The sequence below is a fragment of the Mucilaginibacter lappiensis genome (assembly GCF_900155965.1).
Lineage (GTDB): Bacteria > Bacteroidota > Bacteroidia > Sphingobacteriales > Sphingobacteriaceae > Mucilaginibacter > Mucilaginibacter lappiensis.
Genome location: NZ_FTMG01000035.1, coordinates 1 through 4,117, shown reverse-complemented (window position 1 = coordinate 4,117; position 4,117 = coordinate 1). Strand labels below are relative to the sequence as shown.

General features: G+C 41.0%; 1 protein-coding gene. It reads left to right on the top strand.

From position 1 onward, the window contains the following. Nucleotides 1-4,117 (top strand): condensation domain-containing protein (locus BW976_RS28810; protein ID WP_139332466.1); only part of this gene is annotated, 4,117 nt, incomplete at both ends.

Here is a 4,117-nt window from a genome sequence, read left to right as displayed (position 1 = left end):
AGTTGGATAGTTATGAGCGTGATTATATTATTAATCCGGATGATTTGGCCTATGTAATTTATACCTCCGGTTCTACAGGTAAGCCTAAAGGCGTATTAGTTGGGCATGAAGGTTTGAACAATTACATTTTTAATGCAATTGCTAATTACACTGTTGACGGGAATAAGACCGGCAGTTATATCCATATGCCATTTACATTTGATGCATCAGTAACAGCTTTATACGTTCCTTTGTTGCAGGGCAAACAAGTGGTGATCAGCGCCGAAGGGGGTGCAGAGATATTTAAAGACCCTAATCTTGTAAAGTATGCACCTTACGATTTTATAAAACTCACCCCGGCACATATGAGTGTCTTGAAGAACACTCTGGATGATCAATCGCTATCGAGTCTTACCTATAAATATGTGCTGGGTGGAGAGGCTTTAAAACTGGGCGATGTACAATATTGGACAGATAAGGGTATAAAGGTTGAGATCATAAATGAATATGGACCTACGGAGGCTACTGTGGGTTGTAGCACTTATAGTTTTTATACAGATGAACCTGTTCCTTTTACTGATGTGCCTATAGGAATGCCCATAGCTAATACGAAGCTGTATATATTAGATACGTCGGGTAATCTGGCGCCTGTTGGCGTACAGGGGGAATTATACATTGGAGGAGTAGGGTTAGCCAAGGGATATTTACATCTGCAATCATTAACAAATGAGCGCTTTACTAATAGTGATTATGGTCGGTTGTATAAAACCGGCGATCTTGCTAAATGGATGCCCGATGGCAACATTGTTTACCTGGGCCGACTCGATGACCAGGTAAAAATCCGTGGTTACCGGATAGAGCCGGGAGAAATTACTGCTGTGTTGAATAGCTGTGAGCGGGTTAGTCAAGGTATTGTGATAGTGAAAGATAAAAGATTGATTGCCTATGTAGTGCCGGAAGGGGTATTTGACAAGGATTTTATACAGACGTATTTAAAGTTGCATTTGCCTGAATATATGCTTCCTTCGTTACTGGTGGAGCTGACGGAAGTGCCGCTTACCCACAATGGAAAGATTGATAAAAAGGCATTGCCTGATGCAATTCCAGTTAATATTTATCTGGAGCCCCGTAATGAGACGGAAAGGAAACTGGCAAACATCTGGCAGGAATTGCTGCATGTAGAGCGTATCGGCATCTATGACGATTTTTTTGAGTTGGGGGGAGATTCTATTGTGAGTATACAGGTGGTTAGCAGATGCAATAAGATCGGTTTGCGTTTACATCCGCGTGACCTTTTTGAGCATAGAACAATTGCACTGTTATCTGTCAGAATGGAAATGAATAATGTAGATGTTGCAGCAGAGCAGGGTTTGTTAACGGGCAACGCGGTATTGTTACCTATACAGCAGTGGTTCTTTGAATTACCTTATGCTCATCCTTCTCACTATAATCAATCGCAGTTACTGAATATAAATAAATCAGTGAGTGCTGCTGTTGTGACATCTGCTGTCCAGGCATTGGTAGCACAACATGATGCTTTAAGGTTTATCTATAAAGATGGGGTGCAGAGCTATGGTAGTACGGATGGGGTTGTTGAAATACATGAAAGCGAGGAGATTACTGCATTATGTAACGTGGCCCAAAGAGAGCTTGATATAACAGAAGGCAGGGTGATAAAGGTGTTGCTCATACAAACACCTCCAGATGATGCTTATAACAGATTATTTATAGTGATACATCACCTGGTTGTTGATGGTGTATCCTGGAGGATACTGTTGGAACAATTGGTGAATCTGCTGAATGGGGAAACATTGGGTATTAAAACTACTTCGTACCGGGAATGGGGGAGTGTGCTGCAGAAATATGCTGCAAGTAATGCAGTAACGGCCCAGCAATCCTACTGGTTAAATGTGATCAGGGCTTATAAACGTTTGAATATAAATAAAGAGGTTCGTAAAAGTTATACAGTACAATTGGATAACGTGCAGACCCGTGCTTTGTTACAGGAGGTACATCAGGTTTATAATACTGAGATTAACGATATACTGTTGGCAGCGCTGGCGCAAACGTTGTTTACACACACAGGTTCATCGAATACTGTCATAGGAATGGAAGGACATGGCAGGGAGTATATTTCCAGGGAGATTGATACCAGTAATACAGTCGGCTGGTTTACAACTGTATACCCTTTTTTGTTATCCGCAGAGAGCGGAATTTCTTCAGGAGATCTGATAAAGAATACAAAGGAACAACTAAGAGCAGTGCCTCAGAATGGAATAGGATACGGATTATTACGTTACCTGCATCCTTCAGCCTCAGTAAGAGATAGTTTGAAGGGGGGGGAATGGGATGTATTATTCAATTACCTGGGACAATCAGATAATGTGTTGAACGGTAGATTATTGCACGCCGCAACTGAAGACACCGGTGATAGTGCAGATGTTGATTTTTCATTTAGTAGTACTTTGAATATCAGTGGTATTATAAGGGAAGGCGAGTTAAATCTGCGTTTCAGTTATTCTGCTGATACTGGTTTTATAGAGGCTTTAGCGGCGTCATTTTTAGATAACATCAAAATATTAATAACCCACTGCAAGGAAACTAAAAGAAAAGAGCTTACACCTTCCGATTGTGGGCTGGCACCTGAAGTGGGATATAAAGAACTGTCTGCTTTTTTGGCTGATAGAAATATCACGGAGGTGTATCGTTTAACATCATTGCAGAAAGGGATGCTGTTTCACTATTTGTATGATAAGAGTACGGCCTACCTGGAACAGTTCCAGCTTGATTTTACAGACGGGGTGATATTGGATGCATTCACCTCCTCATGGAATTATATACTCGCTAATCACAGTGTATTAAGAAGTAGTTTTATTGCCGATGCATTTAGTATCCCGGTACAATGTGTACATCCTGATGTCCGCATGCCGATTGTATTAATGGATTACAGCGGACTCAGTGCTGATGAGAAAGAAGCTGAAGTGAGTGAGTTTTTTACGGAAGATTTTAAACGGGGTTTTGATCTGAATGTACCACCGCTGATGCGGATTACACTTATTAAATTAAGCAGCACTTCTTATAAGATGATATGGACACGATATCATATTTTGCTGGATGGATGGTCTAATTCTGTGTTGATATCTGAGTTCCTGGAAGCCTATGAAGCATTTGCAAAAGGCACTCTTCCTGTTGTGAGGGAAGAGGATAAGTACAGTGATTTTATTAAATATATTGGTCAGGCTGACCACTTTGCCGCAGAGGCTTTTTGGAAGAGTCATCTGCGTGGTCTTAGCGATAAAAGCTTGTTACCATTTGTGGGGAATGTTGCAGACCATAGTCGTAATAAGGGAGACGGAGGAGTGGCGCATAGTTATCTGAGAGCAGGGACGGCATTTACTGATGAGATCAGGCAGTTTTGCCAACAACATCAGCTTACTCCGACTACCTTGCTGCAGGGAGTATGGTCATTACTGTTAAGCCGGTACACCGGAAATACGGCGGTAGCTTTTGGTATGGTAGTGAGTGGAAGACCTGTTGATATGTATAATGCGGAACAGAGAATTGGTTTGTATATTAATAATTTGCCTTTACATAGTGTGGTGGAAGGCGTTGTTAATGACTGGTTGCATACTATTCAGCGGAATCATACGGATGCAAGACAATATCAGTATACTGCTCTAAGTGAGATACAGAACTGGATAGGTTTAAAAGGTGACCTGTTTGATACTGTACTTGTTTTTGATAATTATCCCAAAGCTAAATATGAAGCAAATGATCATGCATTGAAGGTTGATGGCATGCGTTTGACAGAAAGGAGGAACTATCTGCTGAGCCTTTCTGTCAGTCTGAAACAAGAACTGGTTATCGATTTCTCTTATAACAGTGATCTGCTGGACGTTTACTTTGCCGAGATGATTAAAGATCATTTTGAACAAGTGTTAAAACAGCTGATCATTCATCCTAACAGCCAGGTGTCAGATATTGATATATTAACGAAAGGAGAACTGCAAGGGCTTAATGATACCACAGTTGTTTATCCTTCCGATAAGACGATAGTAGATTTGTTTGAGGAACAGGTAGCAAAAACACCTGAAAATATTGCGCTCATTTTCCGTGGGGAGGAATTGACGTATAAAGA